Here is a 15928-nt window from a genome sequence, read left to right as displayed (position 1 = left end):
CACCGACCGCCCTCCGCAGGGAACGTCGACGCCGGTCAGCGCCCCTCGCCGGCACCGGGCGCCGCGGTCGGCGCGGCGCCCGCGTCGTCCTGCCGCCCGCCGTCCTCGACGCCGGCCACCTGGGCGCCCGGAGACCCGCCGGAGGCATCCGCACCGCCGTCCGCACCGCCGTCGGCGGCCGGGGCGGGAGCGACCGGGCGCGGCCCGGCGCCGGCCACCCGGCCGGCCTTCTCGAACGCGGCGGCCCGCTCCTGCACGGCGCGCACGCGGGCGACGTCGAGCTTCTCGGACCGGTCGAACCGGTAGATCCCGTTCTGCTCCTGGAACACGTCGGTGAGCTGCGTGTAGCAGTAGCCGAACATCAGCGGGTCGTCGAGCAGGGCGTCCGTCAGCCCGGCGAAGCGCCGGTGGAACTCCTCCTCGTCGGCCACGCGCTGCCCGTAGCCCCACGACTCGGCCTCGTCGTCGCCGGCCGCCTCCGCGGCCTCCGGGTTCCACCAGATGCCGCCGTACTCGCTGACGAAGTACGGCTGGCCGCGGTACGGCAGGGACATCCGCGTGCCGTCCTCGCGGGTGTTCTCGTACGGCAGGCCGTCGGCGAGGCCGCCCACCATGAGGGCGAACGTCTGCGGGTCCTGCTCGTACAGGTGGGAGTCCCACACGTCGGTCTCGGCGACGCGGTGGGCGTAGCCGCTGGCGTCGACCACCGGCCGGGACGGGTCGGCCTGCTTGGTGGCCAGGAACATCCCGCGCGTGACGTCGTCGAGCACCGTGATCCGGTCGTGCCAGTCCTGGTGGGTCTCGTTGAGCGGGCACCAGCCGACGATCGACGGGTGCGACCGGTCGCGCTCGAGCACCTCGAGCCACTGCGTGACGAACGACGCCGTCGGCTTCTGGTTGTGCCCCGGGCCGCCCTGGCCGCTGACGCCCCAGTCGCCGAACTCGCCCCACACGAGGTAGCCGAGGCGGTCGGAGTGGTACAGGTAGCGCTCCTCGAACACCTTCTGGTGCAGGCGCGCCCCGTTGAACCCTGCGGCCAGGCCCAGCTCGATGTCGCGCACCAGCGCCGCGTCGTCGGGCGCCGTCATCAGCGACTCGGGCCAGTAGCCCTGGTCGAGCACCAGGCGCTGGAACACCGGCTCGCCGTTGAGCAGGAACGACGTGCCGTCGACCGCGACCGAGCGCAGTCCCGCGTACGACCGGACGGTGTCCACGACCGCGCCGTCGGCGTCGCGCAGCTCGACCACGACGTCGTAGAGGAACGGGTCCGCGGGCGACCAGAGGCGCTGCCGGTCGCCGGGCAGCACGACGCGCAGCGACGGCGCGAGGTCGAGGTCGGCGCGCGCCTCGGCCGCGGCGGCCTCGCCGTCGTCGTCGGACACGACGGCCCGGACGGTCCAGCCGGGCCGGTTGGCGGACAGCGGCACGACGACGTCGAGCGCGCCGGCGGCCAGCTGCGGCGTGATCTGCGGGCGGCGCAGGTGCACCGCCGGCACGGGCTCCAGCCACACCGTCTGCCAGATGCCGGTGGTGCGGGTGTAGTTGCAGTGCGTGTTGGCGTACCAGGTGGCCTGCTTGCCGCGGGCCTGCAGGGCCTCGCGCGGGTCGCGGGCCCGCACGACGACGGTGACGGTGTCGCCGGGGGCGGCCAGGCCGTGCAGGTCGGCCGTGAAGGGCGTGAACCCGCCGCGGTGGCGGGCGACCTCGACGCCGTCGACCCACACCGTCGCGTCGTGGTCGACGGCGCCCAGGTGCAGCAGCACGTGCACGTCGTCGCCGACGGCGGCCCAGTCGGCGGGCACGGTGACCTCGCGCCGGTACCAGACGGCCTCGAGGAAGTCGGTGTTCCCGACGCCCGACAGCTGCGACTCCGGCGCGAACGGCACCGTGATCTCGGCGGTCAGCGGGCGCTCGACCAGCCCGCGCTCCAGGCCCGAGTCGCCCTGGTCGACCTCGAACTGCCAGGTGCCGTTGAGGTTGAGCCAGCGCTCGCGCACCATCTGCGGCCGCGGGTACTCCGGGCGAGGGACGGCGGTGGGCGTCGGGGCGCTCGGCGGGTCGAGCAGGTCCGGTCGAGTCATGGGGGCAGCTCCGTTGCTTCGTCACGTCGCCCGGGCGCTGGTCGCGGCCGCGGCGTCGTCCGTCGGTCGGTCGTGGCTCCTCGATCGAAGCATCCACCGCCGAAGATTGCAACGTTGAACCACGCGTGCGGCACGGGCGGGAGCGCCGCGGGCACGCCGCCCGGGCCCGCTCAGCCGTCGACGGCGGTGCTCTCCCGCACCAGCAGCCGGTGCGGCACGACGACGTCGGCGGGCTCGCCGGCGCGCCCCTCGACCTGGTCGACCACGGCGGCCACGGCGCGCGCGGCGATCCCCTCGACGTCCGGCGCCACGGTGGTCAGGGTGGGGTTGGCGTACCGGCCGTCCTCGATGTTGTCCCAGCCGACGACGGCGACGTCGGCCGGCACCCGCACGCCGTTGCGGCGCAGCGCGTGCATGGCGCCCAGCGCGAGCTGGTCGTTGGCGCACAGCAGCCCGTCGACGTGGTCGATGCGGGCCAGGACGGAGCCCACCACCCGGGAGCCCTCCGCCCGGGTGTACGCCGAGACGGGCAGCTCCCAGGCGGGGTCCACCGGCAGGCCCTGCGCCCGCAGCTCCTCCCGGTAGCCGCGCAGGCGCAGCACGCCGGAGCGCTCCGGGGCGTCGGGCTCGACGCCCACGAAGGCGATGCGCCGGCGCCCGGTGCCCACGAGGTGGGCCACCGCCTCCCGGGCGGCGCGCACGTTGTCGATGCTCACGTGCTCGGTGCGCACCCCGGCGCCCCCCGTCCCCACCGACCGCTCGCCGAGCAGCACCATGGGCGTGCGGCCGCGCAGCGCGTCGGCCTCGGACAGGCTGAGCTCGAGCGGCGAGAACAGGATCCCGTCGATGAGCCGCTCGTCGTAGCCGCGCGCCACGGTGATCTCGGTGGCGCGGTCGCCGCCCGTCTCGTCGATGAGCACCCGGTAGCCGCGGGCACGGGCGGCGCTGATCGTGGCGTGCGCGAGCCAGGAGAAGTACGGGTGGTCGATCTCCGGGACCGCCAGCGCGAGGATGTGGGTCCGGCCGCGCCGCAGCTGGCGGCCGGCGAGGCTCGGCCGGTAGCCGAGCCGCTCGATCGCCTCCTCGACCCGGCGGCGCGTGGCGTCGCCGACCCGGCCCGTGCCGTTGACGACGTTCGAGACCGTCTTCCACGAGACGCCGGCCTCGGCGGCGACGTCCTTGAGCCCGGGCGCCCTCGCCGGCACGCCGGGCTCCGGCGCCGGCCCCTCCGCGCCCGCCGTCCCGGGCGCGTCCGCACCGCTCACCGCTCCACCTCTTCCTCGCCGGCCGTCCGGGGCCGCCCCGCTCTCTCGGGCGCCCCGCTTGACGACGGCCGTCCGGTAGTCCATCGTGATTCAACGTTAGAACGCAACGTTGCACCACTCCCAACGGAGGTCGACGATGACCTTGCTCACCGGGCCCGGGCCGCAGATGAGCCGCCGGACCCTCCTGCGCAGCGCCCTCGTCGGCGCAGGCGCGGTCGCGCTCGGCGCGGCGGCCGGCTGTTCCACCGACGCGGCCGCCGGCAGGCGCACGCAGGTCCGCATCTGGGACCTGTTCTCCGGCGCCGACGGCGAGCGGATGCAGAACATGCAGGCCGCGGCCATGCAGGCGAACCCCGACGTGGCGATCGAGTCAGTCACGCTGGCGTGGGGGTCGGCGTACTACACCAAGCTGGCCATGGCGTCGTCGGGCGGGCGCCCGCCCGAGGCCGCCGTCACGCACCTGTCGCGCCTGGCCGGCTACGCCCCCGGCGGGCTGCTCGAGCCGTTCGACATGGACGTGCTCGCCGACCTCGGCATCACCCAGGACAGCTTCGCCCCCGCCGTGTGGGAGCGGGCGTCCTACGAGGGCGAGCTGTACGCCCTGCCGATGGACACCCACCCGTTCATCACGTTCTACGACCCGCAGGTGGTGGCGGACGCGGGGCTGGCCGGGCCCGACGGGCTGATGCGCGCCCCCGGCTCCGTCGACGAGCTGCTCGCGGCCGGCAAGGCCATGGCGGAGGTGACGGGCGAGACCGGCCTGGCCTTCGGCTACGTGCTCGACACCGCCCAGGCGTGGCGGCTGTTCTGGGGCCTGTACGCCCAGACCGGCGCCGGCTACGAGCTCGTTCCCGGGCGCAGTGCCCAGCTCGACGAGCAGAAGGCCGTCGAGACCGTCGAGGTGATGCAGGCGATCCTCGACGGCACCGTCGCGCCGCGCAGCCAGGACTACCCCGGCGCCATCGCCAGCTTCGTGACCGGGCGCAGCGGCATGATCCTGTCCGGCGAGTGGGAGCTGCCCGCCTTCCAGGACGCGATCCCCGAGGTCGGCGCCATGCCGTTCCCGACGATCCTGGGCACCCCCGCCAACTACGCCGACTCCCACGCGTTCGTGCTGCCGCGCCAGGCCTACCCCGACCCGGAGCGGCGGGACGCGACCTACCGCGTGCTGGCGCACATCCTGCGCGAGGGCAGCCTCGAGTGGGCCGGCGCGGGGCACATCCCCGCCTACCAGCCCGTCCTGTCGGAGCCGGGGTACCAGGAGCTGAGCCCCCAGAAGAGCTACGCCGAGGCCGGCGAGATCGTCGTCCTCGACCCGCCGGTGTGGTTCGCCGGCGCCGGCGGCGACTTCCAGGCCCGCATGTGCGACGCCATGACCCCCGCGCTGCAGGGCCGCGCCGAGGCCACGAGCGCCGTGCAGCAGATGCTGCGCGAGATGAACCGCTTCCTGTCCACCCCCAACCCCGCCTGAGCGGGGACGACCGTGCGACCCGGCGCCGCCGGGGAGCGAAGGAGGACGACGATGTCCATGACGAGCGCCGTCGACGACGCCCGCCCGGTCCGGTCGCGACCGGCCGCCGGCGCGCGGGCCGGGACCACCCGCTCGGGCCTGCGGGCGCGCGACCGGTCCGGCTACCTGTTCGTGCTGCCGTTCCTGGTCTTCGCCGGCCTGTTCCTGGCGTGGCCCATCGTCTCGGGGCTGTGGATGAGCCTCACCGACCGCAGCCTGACCGGGTCGGGCGGCGCGTTCGTCGGCCTGGCCAACTACGCCGAGGCGTTCACCGACGGCCAGGTGTGGCAGACCCTGTGGCAGACGTTCCTGTTCACGCTGGTCTCGACCGTCCCGCTGGTGCTCATCGGCCTGGTCATGGCCCTGCTGGTGCACACGGGACTGCCCGGGCAGTGGCTGTGGCGCACGGCGTTCTTCGCGTCCTACCTGCTGCCCGTCGCCGTCGTCACGGCCCTGTTCCTGTGGCTGTTCCAGCCGGACATCGGCCTGTTCAACACCTGGCTCGGCAACCTCGGCCTGGCGCCGGTGGGCTGGCTGTCCGAGGAGGGGGTGGCCATGCTGTCGGTCGCCCTCGTGACGGTGTGGTGGACGGTGGGCTTCAACTTCCTGCTCTACCTCGCCGCGCTGCAGTCGATCCCCGGCACGCTCTACGAGGCGGCGACCATCGACGGCGCGGGCTCCTGGCGCCGGCTGTTCTCCATCACGCTGCCCCAGCTCGGCAACGTCACCGGCGTCGTGCTGGTGCTGCAGGTGCTGGCGTCCCTCAAGGTGTTCGACCAGATCTACCTGCTGACCGCCGGCGGGCCCAACGGCTCGACGCGCTCGATCCTCGAGTACATCTACGACACCGGATTCACCAACTACCGGCTCGGGTACGCCTCGGCGATCTCCTACGTCTTCTTCGCCGTGATCCTCGTGCTGACGCTCGTGCGGCTGCGGCCGTCGCGGAAGGAGAGCTGACATGGCCATCACCGACGTGACCCGCCCGGTCCCCGTCGCCGCGGGCGCCGCGGCCGCGCCGGGACGCCGGGGCGCGCGGCGGGCCGCGCGTGTCGCCCGGGCCGCGGACAACCGCACGATGACGCGCCTGACGCTCGGCACCGCCCGGTGGCCCCGCGTCCTGATCGTCGCCCTGCTCGTGCTGCTGGCCGCCGCGTGGCTGCTGCCGCTCGCCTGGGGCATCGCGACCTCGTTCAAGACCGAGACCGACGCGGCCTCGAGCGCCACGTGGCTGCCGCCGTCGGGCTGGACGCTGGAGTCCTACGCGGAGGTGCTCTCCCGCGGCGACGTGCTGCGCTGGACGCTCAACACGACGATCGTGGCGGTCCTGGTCACCGCCGTCACCGTGGTCATCTCCGCCATGGCGGCCTACGCCTTCTCCCGGACCCTGTTCCGCGGGCGCAAGGTGCTGATGGCCCTGACGGTCGCGTCGATCCTCGTGCCGCCGCAGATCCTCATCGTGCCGCTGTTCCAGCAGATGCAGTCCTTCGGGCTGGTGGACACGCTCGCGGCGGTGATCCTGCCCCAGGTCGTGGCCCCGGTGATGGTGTTCATCCTCAAGCGCTTCTTCGACGCCATACCCGAGGAGCTGCTCGACGCCGCCCGGATCGACGGCGCCGGGGCGTGGCGGCTGTTCTGGCGGATCGTCATGCCGCTGTCGCGCAGCATCCTCGTGGCCGTGGCGATCTTCGTGTTCATCGGCGCGTGGAACAACTTCCTGTGGCCCTTCATCGTCACCAACGACCCGGCGCTGATGACGCTGCCGGTGGGCCTGGCCACGGTGAAGAGCGCCTACGGCGTGCAGTACGCCCAGACGATGGCCTCGGCGATCCTCGGCGCGCTGCCGCTGCTGATCATCTTCATGATCTTCCAGCGCCGCATCGTGCAGGGCGTGGCCACCACGGGCATGGGCGGCCAGTGAGCCGGCCGCCGGTGCGCTGACGCCCCGGGCCCGGCCGCCGAGGCGGCCGGGCCCGGCGGGCTCAGCCCGCGGCGACCAGGTAGTCCTCGGCGTCGTCGTCCCACTCGAGGGCGACGGCGCCGGAGGCGGCGGCGGCCTTGCAGAACTGCAGGAACCCGCGGTAGCCGAGTGCCTTCTCCGAGAAGTCCGGGCGGCGCTTGCGCAGGCGGTTCTTCAGCCCGGAGAGCGCGACGGGGCCGCCGGCCTCCTCGACCACGGACCGCACCAGCCGGAACGCCTGGTCGGTGTCGCCCTGCTCGGGCAGCGACACCTCGGGGTCGCCGTTGGCCGGGCCGGGCGCGAGCTCGACGAACCCGCGATCGGCGAGGAACCGCACGAACTCGCCGAACGTGCGGAACCCGTAGTCGGCCTCGCTGAAGGTGGGGTCGCGGCGCAGCAGGGTGCGCTTGAGCATCGACGCGGTGACGGCGCCGCTGGTGGAGGCCTGCAGGTCCGCGAGCGTGCGGGCGACCTGCACCTCCATCGGCACCTCCTCGCCGTCCTCGGCGGGCTCCTCGGCGCCGTCCTCGACCCCCGTCCCAGCGCCGCCCCCGGCGCCGTCCGGCACGGCGGCGAGCTCGTCGAGCGTCCCGACGGCCGGCTCCACCGCGGGCTCCGGCTCCGGCGTCGGCGCGGGAGCCTCCGCCGGAGCGGGCTCGGCAGCGACCTCGCCGGCGAGCGCCGCGTCCACGGCCGCCGTGGCGCGGCCGCGCCGCGTCGCCGTCGTCTCCTCCGGCGCGGGCTCCGCCTTGGCGCGGCCCCGGCCGCGGCGGCGGCCCGACGGCGCCTCCTCGGCCGGCTGCTCGGCCTGCGCCCCGGCGGACGCGGCGGCGGGCTGCTCGGCGGCCGGAGCCTCGGCCTTCGCGGGCCGGCGGCGGCGCCCGCCCGCGCTCGCGCGCGACGGGCGCGGCGCCTCGTCGGCGTCGGGCACGTCGACGCCCTCGAGGCGGTCGTAGAAGAGGAACTCGTCGCACGCCGGCGGGAGCAGGCGCGACGTCGACTTCTCGACGCCGACGCCGATGACGCGCTTGTTGAGCTCGCGCAGCTTGTGGACGAGCGGCGAGAAGTCGGAGTCGCCCGTGCACATGACGAACGTGGAGATGTAGTCGCGCTCGAAGGCCATCTCGATGGTGTCGACCACCATCTTGATGTCCGCGGCGTTCTTGCGGGAGGCGCCCATGCGCTGCGGCATCTCGATGAGCTCCACCTGCTGGCGGGTCAGGGCCCGGCGGTCCTCGTCGAAGTACGACCAGTCGGCGTACGCGCGGCGCACCACCACGCGGCCGCGCACGGCCAGCGCGTCGGCGATGGGCTTGAAGTCGAACTGCATGCCGCCCAGGTGCTCGCGGGCGCCGAGCGCCAGGTTCTCGTAGTCGATGAAGACGGCAAGGCGCTCTTCGGTGTCCATGCCCGCCACCGTACGTGGTGCGCCGGGCGGGCGCGGCGCACCGGCGGGCCGGGCGCCGCGCCGACGACGACGATGACGCCGACGACGACGATGACGATGACGCCGACGACGATGAAGCCGACGCCACGGCGCGACGCGCCGGGCCGTCGCGCCCGCCGCGGACAGGCCCTAGGATCGGGCGCACCATCAGGGCGGCCCGGAGCCTGGCGCCACGCACCAGCGCGCCGGACGCCCGACGACGCCGCAGCGACCCGCCGGGCGGAGGCCGCAGGTCTCCCGACGGCGACGACTGCGTCCAGGTGCGACGGAGTGTCCGATGGTCGACGACGCAGTCCCTGCCCCGCCGGTGCCCTCGCGGCCGGCGCCCGCCCCCCACCGCCCGGCGCGGCCCACGCTGTCCTTCGAGCTCATGCCCCCCCGCCGGCCCGAGGTGGCCCCGCGGTTCTGGGACGCGGCGCGCCGGCTGGTGGCCGTGCACCCCGACTTCGTGTCCGTGACGTACGGCGCGGGCGGCGGCGACCGCACCACCGCCCGCGACGTGCTGCGGACCCTGCTGGCGGGCACGCCGGTGCTCCCCGTCGCCCACCTCACCTGCGTGGGGGCCTCCCGCGAGGACGTGCGGCAGGTGGTGTCCGACTACCTCGACGCGGGCGTGCGGGCCTTCCTGGCGCTGCGCGGCGACCCGCCGCACGACCAGCCCGACTGGCGCCCCGCGCCGGGCGGCGTCACGAGCAGCATCGAGCTGGTGCGGCTGCTGCGCGACGTGGAGGCGGACCGCGCCGCCGCCGACCCGGGCGCCGCCCTGCGCGGCGCCGCGCACCCGCTGTCGATCGCCGTCGCCACCTTCCCCGACGGCAACCGGGCCGCCGGCACGACGCGCGCCCAGGAGGTGCGCCGGCTGCTCGACAAGGAGCGCGCCGGCGCCTCGTTCGCCATCACCCAGCTGTTCTACGAGGCGGCGTCGTACGTCGACTTCGTCGCCGAGGCGCGTGCCGCCGGCGTGACCATCCCGGTGCTGGCCGGGATGCTGCCCGCCACCGAGCCGCGCCGGCTGCACCGAGTCGAAGAGCTCACCGGTGTCGCGCCGCCCCCAGAGCTGCTCGAGAAGCTCGAGGCGCTCGAGGACCCCGAGGCGCAGCACCTCTACGGCGTGGCGCGGTCGGCGGAGGTGGCGCAGGCGGTGCTCGACGCCGGGGCGCCGGGCCTGCACGTCTACACATTCAACAAGCACCGCCCGGCGCTCGACCTGCTGGCCGGCGTGGGCCTCGTCGACCCGGTGCTGGCGGGGCGCGCGTCGGCGGGCGAGGCCGCGCCCGTGGAGCCGCTGGCGGCCACCGTCACCGCGACCGCCACCGAGAGCTGAGGCTCGTCGTCGACACCTCTTGGCACTCTCGGGTCGAGAGTGCTAATACAGAGACGTAGCCAACCGGCCCTCGCGGGCGGGCTCGGCACGGGGCCGAGACGCTGCGCGGGGCCGCGTGCCCGGGGCCGCAGGTCGCGGCCCCCGACGAGGAGGTGATGCGCGATGGCTACGTACTGGGACCCGTTCGCCGAGATGGACCGCCTCTTCTCGCAGGTGGCCATGGGCAACCGCAGCGCTCCTGCCATGCCGATGGACCTCTTCCGCGAGGGCGACCACTTCGTGCTGGCCGTCGACCTGCCGGGAGTCGACCCGGGGACCATCGACGTCTCGTGCGAGGACCGCACGCTGACGATCCGCGCCGAGCGCACGGCCCGCAGCGGCGAGGGCCAGTGGCTGGTGCGGGAGCGCCCGACGGGCACGTTCGCGCGCCAGCTGACGCTGGGCCGCGGGCTGGCGCTCGACCGCATCCAGGCCTCGTACGCCGACGGCGTGCTGTCGCTGACCATCCCTGTGGCGGACGAGGCGCGGCCGCGGCGGATCGAGGTGGCCCACACCTCGCGCTCGTCGTCGATCGAGGCGGGCCAGGGGGAGCCGGCGGCCGACCGGGACCGCCAGGTCACGACCGGCTGAGCCGCCGGGCGGACAGCGCCCGCCCGGACGAGCACGGCGAGGGCCCGCGGCACGCTGCCGCGGGCCCTCGCCGTGTCCTCGCCCGAGCGTCGACGCCCGGGCGTCAGCGCTGGGGCGTCAGCGCTCGGTCGCCCTGCGCATGGGTAGCCCGAACGCCAGGGAGATCACGAGGATGCCGGCGACGAACAGCATCGGGGAGTAGTCGCGCTCGCCGGACGCGCCGGCGCCGATCAGCACGAGGCCGCCGACGAACATCACGAAGACGGCCACCACCCGGGCGACGAGGGCCGCGGTCGGCTCCTGCTTCTCCCGACGGGCCACGTGGAAATCGCTCATGGGGGCAAACCTACGGCCGCCGCGGCTCGCGCACCAAGGCAGGCGACCGGCCGGGCGCCGCGGGAGCCACGGCGGAGCGCCGAAGAGCCGCCGGCACGGCACCGGCACGGCACCGGCACGGCACCGGCACGGCGGGCACGCCGCGGCCACGGAGCAGCCACGCAGCAGCCGCGCCGCGGCCACCGGTCGGTCACCGGACGGGCACATCGCCAGGTCCGGCGTGTGCGACGTCACCGCGAACGGCCTTGGACCAGGCTGCCCAGGGCACCTAAGATCGGAGGGTCAAATCGTTTCGATGATCCGGCGCCGACAGGTGCTCATCGAAGCAGGGCGCCCCACCCCGTCGCAGCGGCCTCCGGCCGTCGCGGCACGCCGCGCCGCCGAGCTCCACGAGCCGCCCCCGGAACCCCCGGCCCCCGGATCCGCCTCCCGGATCGCGGAGGCCTCGCCGTGCCCGCGCACGGCCTCCGGCGCGCTCCACGGCCTGTCGCAGCGGCACCTCGCGCGCCCCGAAGTCGTCCGCCCCATCTCGACCTCGCGAGTCTGCGCCTCTTCATGCCTGTCGTCACGCCCCGTTCCCACCGTCCTCGTCTGCGGCGCCCCGCCGGCCGCGCCTGGCTGCGCCTGCACCGCGGCGTCCGCCCCGTCCACCGCCCCGCGCCGACCGCGCACGCCCCGGAGGTGGTGCGCGCCCGCTGGTCGCTCATGGGGATGTTCGCCGTCTTCGGCGTCATCTCCTCGAGCTGGCTGGGCCGCCTGCCGTCCGTCCGCGAGGGCCTCGGCGTCGACGCCGGCCACCTCGGCATGCTGCTGGTCGTCGGCGCCGGGGGCTCCCTCCTCGGCATCTCCCTCACCGGCACCGCGATCCTGCGCCTCGGCAGCCGCGCCACGCTGCGTGTCGGCATGCTCGGCGCGCTCGTCGGCTTCCTGCTGATCGGGCTCGGCGTGGCGGTCGGCTCGGTGCCGGTCTTCGCGCTCGGCGTGCTGCTCAACGGCCTCACCGCCCCGGCCACCAACGTGTCGGTGAACTTCGAGGCCACCCGCGTGGAGCGCCGGATGGGCAAGGCCGTGCTGCCGCACATGCACGCCGCCCTGTCGGTGGGCGCCGCGGTCGGCACCGGGCTGGCCGCCGTCACGTCGGTGCTCGCGCTCCCCGTGGCGGTGCACATCGTGGGCGTCGCCGTGCTGGTCACGGCCGCGCGGCTGGTGCTCATCACGCCCGGCACGGCGCTGCAGGACGCCCCGACCCGCTCCGGCGGCGCGGCCGCCGGCTCTCGCCGCCGCGGCATGGGCGCGGCCCTCGCGCCGTGGACCGAGCGCCGCACCGTGCTCATCGGCCTGGTGCTGCTGGCCGCGACGCTCTCCGAGGGCGCGGCGGCGAACTGGCTCAACCTCGCCGTCGTGGACGGGTTCGCAGTCCCCGAGGCGCTCGGCGCCGCCGCCTACGGCACCTTCGTGCTGGCCATGGTGACCGTCCGCCTGGCGGGGGCCACCCTCATCGCGCGGCTGGGCCGCGTGACCGTGCTGCGGGTCTCGGGCGCGTCCGCCCTGGTGGGCCTGCTCGCCTTCGGCCTGAGCCCCAGCATCGTCACCGCCTGGATCGGCATCGCGCTGTGGGGCATGGGCGCCGCGCTCGCCTACCCCGTCGGCACGGCCGCCGCCGCGGACGACCCCACGAAGGCCGCCGCCCGCGTCTCCGTCGTCGGCTCGTTCGGCTCCATCGCATCGCTCTCCGCCCCGCCGGTGCTCGGCCTGCTCGCGAACGCCTGGGGCACGCGCCACGCGCTGCTGGTGATCACGGCCGCGATGGTGCTCAGCCTCGCGGTGGCCGGCGCCGCGCGCCCCGAGCGCCGGGAGACGCAGGCGCCCGCCACGGCCGCCGACGGCGCGGCCCCCGGTGCGACGCCGGACGGCACCGCGGACCTCGCCGCGGCGGCCGAGGCCGCCGTCGAGGTGGGCGGCACCGAGGTGCTGTCCGAGGTGCCCGTCGAGCTCGCGCAGGCCGAGAGCGGGCGTGAGCTCGCCGGCGCCCGGCGCTGACACCGGCACCACCACCGGCATCCGCAGCGGGCCCCCGCCCGCGACGAGATCGCGAGCGCCCCGGCCGCACCGTGCGGACGGGGCGCTCGCCGTCCGTGGGACCGGCGCCCGTCAGGTCGTCAGGCCGTCGCCTCCGCCGGGGCCGCGGCGGCCGCGCGCGGGATCTGGTCGACCGAGGTGTAGACGGGCAGCCCGCGCCGGCGGGCGATCGCGACGTCGTTGTCGGCGCCGCGGGACTCCCCCGGCAGGCGCAGGACGGCGTCGCAGTGCTCCAGGAGCCGCTCGGCGGTTGGGTAGAGCACCTCCGGGGCGCGCGGGTCGGTGGGCCCGGACGCGCCCATGCTCGCCAGCACGGGCAGCGCCACCCACTCGCCGATCATGGGCACGTGACCGCGCTCGAAGATCGGCCACGCGGCCTCCTCGAGGCGGCGGAGGTTGGCCGCCATCGCGGCGGGGTCGCCGTTCGTGCCGGACTGGTAGGGGCCTGCGATCAGGATCATCAGGGGGTTCATGCTTCGCACGGTAGTACGCAGAAACGTGCAACACTAGGCAATAACGCGGATGAAGTGGGGGACGGGATCGATGCTGCCGGCACAACGACGGGACGAGCTGCTGCGGGTGCTGCGCACCGAGGGGCGCGTGGTGGCCAAGGACTTCGCGGCCCGGCACGGGCTGTCCGAGGACTCCGTGCGGCGCGACCTGCGTGAGATGGCCGCGGCGGGCCTGTGCCAGCGGGTCTACGGCGGGGCGCTGCCCGTCTCGCCCGCCGTCGTCGACTACGCCGGCCGCCAGGGCGTCGCCGTCGAGAACAAGGACCGGGTGGCGCGCCGCGCCGCCGCGCTGGTGCGCCCGGGCAGCACGGCCATCCTCGACGGCGGGACGACGGCGCTGGCGGTGGCCCGCGCGCTGCCGGCCGACCTCGAGGCCACGGTCGTCACGCACAGCCCCACCGTGGCGGCGGCGCTGGCCGAGCACCCCGCGGTGGAGGTGCTCGTGCTCGGCGGCCGCCTCTTCAAGCACTCGGTGGTGACGTCCGGTTCCCTGCTCGCCGAGGCGGCGGCGGGGATCTGGGCCGACGTCTTCCTGCTCGGCGTCACCGGGGTGCACCCGGAGGCCGGCCTGACCACGGGCGACGCCGAGGAGGCCGCCACCAAGCGCACGCTCGCGAGCCGCGCCGGCGACACCTACGTGCTCGCGAGCGCCGAGAAGATCGGCGCCGCCTCGGCGTTCCGGGTGCTGCCGCTGGGCGAGGTGACCGGCATCGTCACCGACGTGCCGCTCGACGACCCGGCCGCCCGCGCGCTGCTCGACGCCGGCGCACCGCTGCTCGCCGCCCCCTGACCCCCGGCCGGCGGCGCCCGCCGTCGCGGCCGTCGGCGCGCTCGCCGTCGCGGCCGACCAGCGCGCAGGCCCCGAGGGCGAGGGCCAGCCCGGCCACGGTGACCGCGGTGACGGGCTCGGCGAACATCGCGGCGCCCCACGCCGTCGTCACGGCGGGCACCAGGAACATCAGCGCGTTGACCACCGTGACGCCCACCCGCCGCAGGAGCACCCAGTACAGGCCGTACCCGCCGAACGTGGACAGCACCACGAGCCAGGCCACGGCGACCCAGAACGACGCCGCGCCGGGCGGCACGGCGGTGCCCGTCGCGAGCGCCAGGCCGGTGAAGACCACCGCCGAGGTGGCGCAGTGGACGGCGAGCGCGCGCAGCGGCGGCATGGTGCTCGGGGCCCGGCGCTCGAGGAACGTCGCGGCCACGAGCGAGAGCATCCCGGTGAACGGCACGGCGTACGCCCACCAGGGCGCACCGCCCGCCGGCGCCGTCGCGTCGGCCCACGTCACCGCCGCGACGCCGACGACGCCGACGCCGAGGCCCGCCCACTGCCGGCCGGTGACGGCCACGCCGAGCAGCGGCCCGGCCAGCGCGGCGACGACGAGCGGCTGGATGCCGTCGACCAGCGCCGTCGTGCCGGTGCTGACGCCGAGCCCGATGGCGCCGTAGACGCTCAGCAGGTACCCGGTCTGCGACAGCACGCCGACCCACGCCTCCCGCGCCACCGTGCGCGCGCCCGCCCCGGCCGCTATCCCCGCCCCGACCCGGCGCCGCCCGCGCACCGGCGCAGGCAGGAGCAGCGCCGGCAGGAGCAGCACGGCCAGCGGAAGGAACCGCCACATGAGCACGGTGGTCACGGGAGCGTCGCCGGCGCCGAGCTTGGCGCCCACGAACCCGGAGGACCAGCAGACGACGAAGAGCGCCGCGAGCCCGGCGCTCGCCCACCCGCCACGGGTGGCGGGTATACCGATCGGTATATGCATGGCCCCACGGTATACCGGTCGGTGTAGCGTTGCCGCATGAGCGTGGACCAGCACGGGGCCGTCGGAGCTGTCGGAGCTGCCGGGGCCGTCGAGGCCGTCGGAGCTGTCGGGGCCGCCGAGGCGGTCGGGTGGACCCCCAAGGCGCGCGCCGTCCTGGCGGCGGCGTCCGAGCTCTTCTACGCCCAAGGCATCCACGCGGTGGGCGTCGAGGCGATCGCCGAGCGCGCCGGGGTCACCAAGAAGACGCTCTACGACCGGTTCGGGTCCAAGGAGCGCCTGGTCGTGGAGTACCTGCGCGAGCGCGACCGGCAGTGGCGGGACGTGCTCGACCCGCGGCTGGCGGCGGCCGGCCCGGACCCGCGGGCGCGCCTGTCCGCGGTCTTCGACGCCTCGGCGGCCTGGGCCCGGGACCGGGGGCGCAAGGGCTGCGGCATGATCAACGCCCACGCCGAGATCAGCGACCCGGCCCACCCCGCCCACGCCGTGATCGTGGGGCAGAAGCGGTGGATGCTCGACCTGTTCACCGGCCTGGCGCGCGACGCCGCGGGGCCGGGCGCCGCGGGCGCGCGCGACCCCGAGGCGCTGGCGCGCGACCTGCTGCTGCTGCACGAGGGCGCGCTCGTCATGGCGGGCATGGGCGTCGTCCCGGACGCGTTCGACCGCGCCCGGGACGCCGCCCTCGTGATGCTGCCGTCCGGCTGAGCGGTGCCGCCGTCACGCCGGGCACGGCGGCGACGCGTCGTCAGTTGCGGTAGTTCTCCACCGTGTCGGCCGGGCGCACCTGCTCGTCGTCGGGGTTGCGGCCGAACTCGCGCGCCGCGTCGCGGCGGCGGAGCAGGTCCCAGCACTGGTCCAGCTCGACCTGGATGGCCTTGAGCAGGTCGCGTCCCTCCCCGGTGGGCTTGCCGCTCAGCTGCTCGCGCAGCTGCTTCTCCTGCTCGACCAGCTGGTTGATGAGTTCGCGGATGTTGCCGTCTGTGGTCGCCATGCACCCACGCTAGGCCGGTGCGCACGGGGC

At 75.5% G+C, this 15928-nt stretch carries 15 protein-coding genes; 8 read left to right on the top strand and 7 right to left on the bottom strand.

The features are described 5' to 3' along the window. Nucleotides 1-35: 35 nt before the first annotated feature. Together U5M74_RS11375 and U5M74_RS11370 are read right to left on the bottom strand one after the other, a co-directional pair. Nucleotides 36-2081, bottom strand: coding sequence for a glycoside hydrolase family 2 protein (locus tag U5M74_RS11375; protein WP_410909066.1), 2046 nt, complete (start codon nucleotides 2079-2081; stop codon nucleotides 36-38). A 170-nt stretch (nucleotides 2082-2251) separates the two neighbouring features. Continuing rightward, nucleotides 2252-3346, bottom strand: a complete 1095-nt coding sequence (locus tag U5M74_RS11370) for a LacI family DNA-binding transcriptional regulator (protein WP_410909065.1) — start codon at nucleotides 3344-3346, stop codon at nucleotides 2252-2254. 136 nt (nucleotides 3347-3482) lie between these two features. On the opposite strand from U5M74_RS11370, the gene U5M74_RS11365 reads away from it, so the two are divergent. The 3 genes from U5M74_RS11365 to U5M74_RS11355 are packed head-to-tail and all read left to right on the top strand — an operon-like array spanning nucleotide 3483 to nucleotide 6777. Further along, nucleotides 3483-4817, top strand: coding sequence for an extracellular solute-binding protein (locus U5M74_RS11365; protein ID WP_410909064.1), 1335 nt, complete (start codon nucleotides 3483-3485; stop codon nucleotides 4815-4817). Between the two features lie 57 nt (nucleotides 4818-4874). After that, on the top strand, nucleotides 4875-5816 hold the full coding sequence (locus U5M74_RS11360) for a carbohydrate ABC transporter permease (RefSeq protein WP_410909112.1): 942 nt from the start codon (nucleotides 4875-4877) through the stop codon (nucleotides 5814-5816). Nucleotide 5817: 1 nt separating this feature from the next. Further along, nucleotides 5818-6777, top strand: coding sequence for a carbohydrate ABC transporter permease (locus tag U5M74_RS11355; protein ID WP_410909063.1), 960 nt, complete (start codon nucleotides 5818-5820; stop codon nucleotides 6775-6777). 61 nt (nucleotides 6778-6838) lie between these two features. Here U5M74_RS11355 and U5M74_RS11350 read toward each other — a convergent pair whose 3' ends face one another. Beyond that, a complete protein-coding gene (locus U5M74_RS11350; RefSeq protein ID WP_410909062.1) occupies nucleotides 6839-8224 on the bottom strand; it encodes an NYN domain-containing protein in 1386 nt (461 codons plus the stop codon). Between the two features lie 316 nt (nucleotides 8225-8540). Here U5M74_RS11350 and U5M74_RS11345 point away from each other — a divergent pair, with 316 nt between their 5' ends. Together U5M74_RS11345 and U5M74_RS11340 are read left to right on the top strand one after the other, a co-directional pair. Continuing rightward, entirely contained in the window at nucleotides 8541-9587 is a 1047-nt protein-coding gene (locus tag U5M74_RS11345; RefSeq protein ID WP_410909061.1) for a methylenetetrahydrofolate reductase, read from the top strand. 162 nt (nucleotides 9588-9749) lie between these two features. Next, complete coding sequence (locus tag U5M74_RS11340; protein ID WP_410909060.1) at nucleotides 9750-10217, top strand: Hsp20/alpha crystallin family protein; 468 nt, start codon at nucleotides 9750-9752, stop codon at nucleotides 10215-10217. Between the two features lie 117 nt (nucleotides 10218-10334). On the opposite strand, the gene U5M74_RS11335 is transcribed toward U5M74_RS11340, so the two are convergent. Beyond that, the gene (locus U5M74_RS11335) at nucleotides 10335-10553 is read right to left on the bottom strand and encodes a hypothetical protein (protein WP_410909059.1); all 219 of its coding nucleotides are present in this window, start codon (nucleotides 10551-10553) and stop codon (nucleotides 10335-10337) included. A 555-nt stretch (nucleotides 10554-11108) separates the two neighbouring features. Here U5M74_RS11335 and U5M74_RS11330 point away from each other — a divergent pair. Next, a complete protein-coding gene (locus U5M74_RS11330; protein ID WP_410909058.1) occupies nucleotides 11109-12593 on the top strand; it encodes an MFS transporter in 1485 nt (494 codons plus the stop codon). Nucleotides 12594-12712: 119 nt separating this feature from the next. Here the strand turns inward: U5M74_RS11330 and U5M74_RS11325 are convergent, their stop codons facing one another. Then, nucleotides 12713-13105, bottom strand: coding sequence for a DUF4406 domain-containing protein (locus U5M74_RS11325; RefSeq protein WP_410909057.1), 393 nt, complete (start codon nucleotides 13103-13105; stop codon nucleotides 12713-12715). 49 nt (nucleotides 13106-13154) lie between these two features. On the opposite strand from U5M74_RS11325, the gene U5M74_RS11320 reads away from it, so the two are divergent. Continuing rightward, on the top strand, nucleotides 13155-13934 hold the full coding sequence (locus U5M74_RS11320) for a DeoR/GlpR family DNA-binding transcription regulator (RefSeq protein ID WP_410909056.1): 780 nt from the start codon (nucleotides 13155-13157) through the stop codon (nucleotides 13932-13934). On the opposite strand, the gene U5M74_RS11315 is transcribed toward U5M74_RS11320, so the two are convergent. After that, nucleotides 13858-14910 (bottom strand): DMT family transporter, encoded by a 1053-nt coding sequence (locus U5M74_RS11315; protein ID WP_410909055.1) that lies wholly within the window; start codon nucleotides 14908-14910, stop codon nucleotides 13858-13860. The two genes, U5M74_RS11320 and U5M74_RS11315, sit on opposite strands and share 77 nt — an antisense overlap. 36 nt (nucleotides 14911-14946) lie before the next feature. Here U5M74_RS11315 and U5M74_RS11310 point away from each other — a divergent pair, with 36 nt between their 5' ends. Continuing rightward, nucleotides 14947-15612, top strand: coding sequence for a TetR/AcrR family transcriptional regulator (locus U5M74_RS11310; protein ID WP_410909054.1), 666 nt, complete (start codon nucleotides 14947-14949; stop codon nucleotides 15610-15612). Nucleotides 15613-15652: 40 nt separating this feature from the next. Here the strand turns inward: U5M74_RS11310 and U5M74_RS11305 are convergent, their stop codons facing one another. Next, nucleotides 15653-15898: a DUF2630 family protein gene (locus tag U5M74_RS11305; RefSeq protein ID WP_410909053.1), complete on the bottom strand. Its 246-nt coding sequence runs from the start codon at nucleotides 15896-15898 to the stop codon at nucleotides 15653-15655. Nucleotides 15899-15928: the final 30 nt, after the last annotated feature.

This window comes from Puerhibacterium sp. TATVAM-FAB25, from assembly GCF_046535855.1.
Classification (GTDB): domain Bacteria; phylum Actinomycetota; class Actinomycetes; order Actinomycetales; family Cellulomonadaceae; genus Puerhibacterium; species Puerhibacterium variabilis_A.
This window is presented reverse-complemented; position numbering and strand designations above follow the sequence as displayed.